The organism is Streptomyces lonarensis, from assembly GCF_012033735.1.
Classification (GTDB): Bacteria; Actinomycetota; Actinomycetes; order Streptomycetales; family Streptomycetaceae; genus Streptomyces; species Streptomyces lonarensis.
Map to the genome: position 1 here is coordinate 24,950 of NZ_JAAVJD010000043.1, position 6,000 is coordinate 30,949.

Below are 6,000 nucleotides of genomic sequence, written 5' to 3' on the forward strand. Positions count from 1 at the left end.
AACACCCCCGCATGCGCGGGGAGGAGAGCTCAGCGCGGGTACGGCAGCCTGCACCGGAAGCGGAACACCCCCGCATGCGCGGGGAGGAGAGTGCGCGACCTGCGACGTTATCGGCGCCGAGCCCGGATTTTACTCACTTTACCAAACTCCGGCATTTCGCCCATCCCTCACCCCTTTCCTGCCTCTCCCTCTCACGGCCGGTCCCGCAGTTCGAGGACCTTGCGGGCCACCGGCGAGGTGCGGACGATGCCGGCGAGGGTGTTGGAGCCCCGGGTGATCTGGGTGAACGCAGTCCATGCCGGGCGGAAGCCGATGAGCGCCGAGTGCACCAGGCGGGGGCGGCGGGTGAACATGTCGAGCAGGCGCCGTCCGACACCCATCTCGGCGCCGAGCCCCGACTTCACCGCGAAGGTGTAGTTGAGCGCCTGCCGGCGGGCGTCGACCGCGTCCCCGGCCTCGGCGATGCGCACCGCCCACTCCCCCGCCAGTCGTCCCGAGCGCAGCGCGAAGGAGATGCCCTCCCGGGTCCACGGCTCCAGCAGTCCCGCCGCGTCGCCGCAGACCAGGACCCGGCCGCGTGACAGCGGCGAGTCGTCGGTGCGGCAGCGGGTCAGATGCCCGGAGGAGACGGACGGTTCGAAGCCCGCGAGCCCCAGCCGCCCGATGAAGTCGCTGAGGTACTGCCGGGTCGCGGCGCCCTCGCCGCGCCGGGCGATGACGCCGACGGTGAGGGTGTCGCCCTTCGGGAAGACCCAGCCGTAGGAGCCGGGCAGCGGGCCCCAGTCGATGAGGACGCGGCCCTTCCAGTCGGCGGCGACCTCCGGCGGGACCGGGATCTCCGACTCCAACCCGAGGTCGACCTGTTCCAGCCGCACCCCGACGTGTGTCCCTATGCGGCTGGCGGAGCCGTCGGCGCCGACCACGGCGCGCGCCAGTAGCGTCTCGCCGCCCGACAGGACGACGGCGACCGTGCGCCGGTCGGGGACGGCAGCGCCGTGCTGCTCCACTCGCGCCACCTGAGCGCCGGTGCGCAGCACCGCACCGGCGGCGACCGCCGCCTCGGCCAGCGCCTGGTCGAACTCGGGCCGGTTCACCAGCCCGAAGAGCATCCGCCGGGAGCGGCGGGTGCGGGCGAGCTTGCCGTCGAGGGAGAAGGTGACGGCGTGGACGCGTTCGCGCAGCGGGAGTTCGAACCCGGGCGGCAGCGCGTCACGGGTCGGTCCGATGATGCCGCCGCCGCAGGTCTTGTACCGGGGCAGTTCGGCCTTCTCCAGCAGCAGGGTCCGCCGCCCGGCGGCAGCCGCCGCCCGTGCGGCGGAGGACCCGGCCGGCCCGGCGCCCACCACGATGACGTCCCACACCTCGTCGCCGTCTCCGGCCGCGCTGTCCCTGCTCACCTGTCGCTGACGCTCCCGTCCACCCGTCTCGACCGGCCCTGGCCCGGGCCGCCTCTCGGCCAACCGCTTCCGCATCCTACGGCGCCGACCCCCGGCATCGGCGCTGTGGGATGATCTCCGCACCCCACGAACCACCCGGTCCGCCGAGCCGTCGCGGGCCGTGTCCGTCCCGCTGAGGAGCCGCACACGATGCCGACTCACCACCCCGACGACGCCACCCTCGCCTCGGCGGTCGCCGCGATGATGCCCGAGGCCCGCCGTGAACTCGCCGAGCTGGTCTCGTTCCGTTCCGTCGCGGACCCCGCGCAGTTCCCTCCGGAGGAGTGCGAGCGAGCCGCGAACTGGGTCGCCGACGCGCTGCGCGCCGAGGGGTTCACCGACGTCGCGCTGCTGGACACCCCCGACGGCACGCAGTCCGTCTTCGGCTACCTGCCCGGTCCGGCCGGTGCGCCCACGGTGCTGCTGTACGCGCACTACGACGTGCAGCCGCCGCTGGACGAGGCGGCGTGGACCTCCCCGCCGTTCGAGCTGACGGAGCGGGACGGCCGCTGGTACGGGCGCGGCGCCGCCGACTGCAAGGGCGGCCTGATCATGCACCTGCTGGCGCTGCGGGCACTGCGTGCCTCGGGCGGCGTGCCGGTCGGGGTGAAGGTGATCGTGGAGGGCTCCGAGGAGCAGGGCACCGGCGGGCTGGAGCGGTACGCCGAGGCGCACCCGGAGCTGCTGCGGGCCGACACCATCGTGATCGGTGACTGCGGCAACTTCCAGGTCGGCCGGCCCACGGTGACCGCGGTGCTGCGGGGCATGACGATGGCGCGGGTCACCGTCCGGACGCTGGAGGGCAACCTGCACTCCGGTTCGTTCGGCGGCGCCGCGCCGGACGCGCTGGCGGCGCTGATCCGGGTGCTGGACTCGCTGCGCGCGGCGGACGGTTCGACCACGGTCGACGGGCTGGGTGCGGACGAGGTCTGGCCGGGGACGGCCTACCCGGAGGAGCAGTTCCGTGCCGACGCGCGGGTACTGGACGGGGTGGAGCTGATCGGTTCCGGCGAGGTCGCCGACCGGCTGTGGGCGCGCCCGGCGGTGACGGTGCTCGGCATCGACTGCCCGCCGGTGGTGGGCGCGACGCCGTCGGTGCACGCGCAGGCGCGGGCCCTGGTGAGCCTGCGGGTGCCGCCGGGCACGGACCCCGCCGAGGCGGCGAAGCTGCTGGCCTCGCACCTGGAGGCGCACGCCCCGTGGGGTGCACGGGTGGAGGTGGAGGCCACCGGTGAGGGGCACCCGTTCCGGGCGGACACCGACAGCCCGGCGTACACGGCGATGGCGACGGCGATGGCGGCCGGCTACGACGGCGCGCCGATGGAGATCACGGGGCAGGGCGGTTCGATCCCGCTGACCTCGACGCTCGCGGGGCTGTACCCGGAGGCGGAGCTGCTGCTGATCGGGCTGAGCGAGCCGGCGGCCCGCATCCACGCGGTGGACGAGAGCGTCTCGCCGCAGGAGCTGGAGCGGATGTCGGTGACCGAGGCGGTGTTCCTGCGGGAGTACGCCCGCTCGGCGGGGACCGACGCCGGCTGAGTCCTGCCCCGCGTTCCGCCGTCGCACAGCGACGAGGGCCCCGTGCCCGGCTGCTGCCGGGGCGGGACCCTCGTGTCGACACTCCGCCGGGCGCTGTTCCGGCGGCGGGTCGGGGCGGCGAGGTCAGGGCGCCGACCGTCTCGCGTACCGGCGGCTGGACCCGCGGGGGCGGCGGGCCGTGCTGCGCGGGGTGAGCGGCGCCGGTGCGCCCACCCGTCCAACTATGGTGCGGGACCGGCACTTCGGGCCGGCCCCCTCGCGGGGTTCCACGTCGTGGCTCCTTCTGCCTCGGGGCGTCTGCTCCGAGTCAGCCACGTCGCGGCGCGGGCGACCACCGGGGCGCGACCATGCGGGGAACACGGAGAGCCATTGGAAGTACGCGGAGGGTGTCCACGGACGGGGGGTGTCCGGGGTGCGCCAGGCCCCGGTCAGGGCCGGTACCGACACCGGGGGCGCGGTAGCCGTCGCGGTCCGACCGGAACCGCGGTCGGACCGGGATCGGTGTCAGGGGTCAGAGGTCAGGGATCGGGGACCCGGGTCAGGGGCTGACGGGTATGCCGGCCTCCAGGTTGATGGTCCTGCCGCGGGCGCGGGCCTCCAGCGCCCAGCGGAGCCGCAGGAAGCGGCCGGGTGAGAGCAGCTGTTCGGCCTCCGCCGTGCCGACGAACCGCCACTGGCGCAGTTCCTCGCCCGGGAGGAGCAGTTCGCCGAAGCGCTCCTCGGGGAGCCGTCCGCCGTCGAAGAGCATCCGGACGCCGCCGAACCCCGGGGGCACCGGGGGCTCCCAGTCGACGACGAGCAGCCGGGGGCCGTCCGCCAGCCGCAGCCCCAGTTCCTCGGTCACCTCGCGGAGGGCGGCCCGCGACGGTGGCTCGCCGGGTTCGACGACGCCGCCGGGGAACTCCCAGCCGGGCTTGTAGGTGGGGTCGACGAGCAGCACGCGGTCCTGCTCGTCGAAGATCAGCATGCCCGCCGCGACGGTGGCGGCGGTGGGGCGCGGGGACTGCACGATCTCGCACGCGCCGGCGCCCTCCCCCACGGCGGCCGCGACACGTTCCGCGGCCTGGCGGCCGGTCAGCGCGGAGGTGTCGAGGACGTGGGCGTCCGTACGGAGCCACGGCAGCGCCGCGCGGTAGGCGGGCAGATGGTCGCGGGCCCAGGCGCCGTCGCGCGCGCCGGTGGCGGCCTCGCCGGAGGCGGCGACCGTCATGGCCGGGGCGGCGGGGCCGTCGGTGAGGAACCGCTGGCGAAGGATCGTTTCTTCAGCGTCCAGCAGAACGTGCCGCACCGCGAGGCCGCGCGACGCCAGGCCGCCGAACATCTCGTCGCGCCGCTCCTGGCTCAGGACCGAGAGCGGCAGCACCAGCACGCCGCCGGTCTCCCGGTGCACGGCCGCGGCCGTCTCCACCAGCAGCCAGCGCCAGGCCGGGAGTTCCTGGTCGTTCGCCACCTCCTTGAGGCGTCGCGCCGGGAGTGTGACCCGCAGCAGGTCACCGATGCGTTCGGGGTCCAGCAGCACGGAGTCCGGCAGCAGAGCCGTCAGCTCCGCGGCCGTGGCGGACATGCCCGCGCCCTGGGCGCCGTTGAGCCAGATGATCACCAGTGACCCTCCTCGTGTCGGCGTGGAATCAGGTGCCCGCTGCGGTGGGGCGCGGAAACGTGCGTCAGTCGCCGCCCGGGGAACGGCGCACCGCCGCCGCGGCGCCGACGAGCCCGGCGTCGGCGCCCAGCAGCGCCGGGCGGACGGGCAGGCCGCGCACGTAGGGCAGCGCCGCGTACTCGCCGAGGGCGGTGGTGAGCGGGGCGAAGAGCACGTCGCCGGCGTGGGCGACCCCGCCGCCGACCACGACGACGTCCAGCTCCACCAGGGTGGCGGTTGCGGCGATGCCCGCCGCCAGCGCGCGGGCCGCCCGCCGGAACGCGGCCGTCGCCACGGGCTCGCCGTCCCCGGCCGCGGCGGCGACGTGCGCGGCGGTCGGCGGCCCGCCGTCCGGGGCGAGGAGGCCGCGTTCCCCCGCCCAGCGGGCGATGGCGGTACCGCTGGCGATGCCCTCCACGCACCCCCGGCCGCCGCAGGGGCAGGTGTCCCCGTCCAGCTCCACGCAGATGTGGCCGATGTGCCCGGCGTTCCCGCTCGGGCCGGTACGCAGCCGGCCGTCGAGCACCAGCCCGCCGCCGACCCCGGTGGAGACGACCATGCAGAGCGCGTTGTCGACGCCGCGCGCCGCGCCGCACCAGTGCTCCCCGGCGGCGATGGCGGCGCCGTCACCGACCAGCGCCACCGGCAGCCGGTCGCCGACCGTCCGGCGGGCGCCGGAGACCAGCGGATAGCCGCGCCAGCCGGGGATGTTGACGGGGCTGACGGTGCCCGACCGGGCGTCGACCGGCCCGGCGCTGCCGATGCCCAGGCCGCGGACGGCCGACCAGCCGTCCGCCGCGACCAGGCGGTCGAGGACCGCGGTGACGGCGGCCAGCACGGAGTCACCGCCCTCTCGGGCGGGTGTGGGCACCTGGAACCGTTCGCGCACCGCGCCGGTGTCGTCCACCAGCGCCCCCGCGATCTTCGTTCCGCCGATGTCGAGCGCGGCGACAAGATCAGTGGTCATGGCCTGGAAGCCTCACCCGGCGGGGTGCCCCTTGTCCACCCCCGGGGCGCGGCGGCCCCGGGCCGTGGCGGCCCGGTGACCGGGCGGTGACGGCCCGGGGGACGGCCGTCCGCCCCGGTGTCCCGGCCGACATGTGATCGCCACGCGGCTTTGATCAACGGGAAAACCAGACGAAACGGCAGGCCGGGAGGGTGGTACCCACGGACGCCGCGGGGCGCTCCGGCCCGGGGTACCGGGAGACCGAGATCCAGGAGACGTCATGGAGCACTACGCCGTACTCGCCGGCTTCGCGCTGGAGACCGCGCCGGGATGCAGACCTCCAAGACGATCGTGGCCGTCAACAAGGACTCCGAGGCCCCGATCTTCGAACTGGTCGACTTCGGTGTCGTCGGCGACCTCTTCACCGTCGTCCCGGCCCT

General features: G+C 75.3%; 4 protein-coding genes, 1 pseudogene and 1 CRISPR repeat array (1 of these 6 running past the window's edge). Of the genes and pseudogenes, 2 read left to right on the forward strand and 3 right to left on the reverse strand.

Annotation, left to right across the window (positions count from 1 at the left end; translation table 11 throughout):
• A CRISPR array of direct repeats spans positions 1 to 89; the repeat unit is 29 nt; it begins 1,284 nt to the left of the window's first position.
• A gap of 102 nt (positions 90 to 191) precedes the next feature.
• Positions 192 to 1,397, reverse strand: a complete 1,206-nt coding sequence (locus tag HCN56_RS08550; protein WP_167968896.1) for a geranylgeranyl reductase family protein — start codon at positions 1,395 to 1,397, stop codon at positions 192 to 194.
• A gap of 189 nt (positions 1,398 to 1,586) precedes the next feature.
• Between HCN56_RS08550 and HCN56_RS08555 the strand changes: the two genes are divergently transcribed.
• Positions 1,587 to 2,975 (forward strand): dipeptidase, encoded by a 1,389-nt coding sequence (locus tag HCN56_RS08555; RefSeq protein ID WP_167968897.1) that lies wholly within the window; start codon positions 1,587 to 1,589, stop codon positions 2,973 to 2,975.
• Positions 2,976 to 3,513: 538 nt separating this feature from the next.
• On the opposite strand, the gene HCN56_RS08560 is transcribed toward HCN56_RS08555, so the two are convergent.
• Together HCN56_RS08560 and HCN56_RS08565 are read right to left on the reverse strand one after the other, a co-directional pair.
• Positions 3,514 to 4,575, reverse strand: coding sequence for an NUDIX domain-containing protein (locus tag HCN56_RS08560; protein WP_167968898.1), 1,062 nt, complete (start codon positions 4,573 to 4,575; stop codon positions 3,514 to 3,516).
• Positions 4,576 to 4,639: 64 nt separating this feature from the next.
• Positions 4,640 to 5,581: an ROK family protein gene (locus HCN56_RS08565; protein WP_167968899.1), complete on the reverse strand. Its 942-nt coding sequence runs from the start codon at positions 5,579 to 5,581 to the stop codon at positions 4,640 to 4,642.
• Positions 5,582 to 5,881: 300 nt separating this feature from the next.
• Here HCN56_RS08565 and HCN56_RS08570 point away from each other — a divergent pair.
• Positions 5,882 to 6,000, forward strand: a pseudogene (locus HCN56_RS08570) (electron transfer flavoprotein subunit alpha/FixB family protein); the annotation flags it as partial.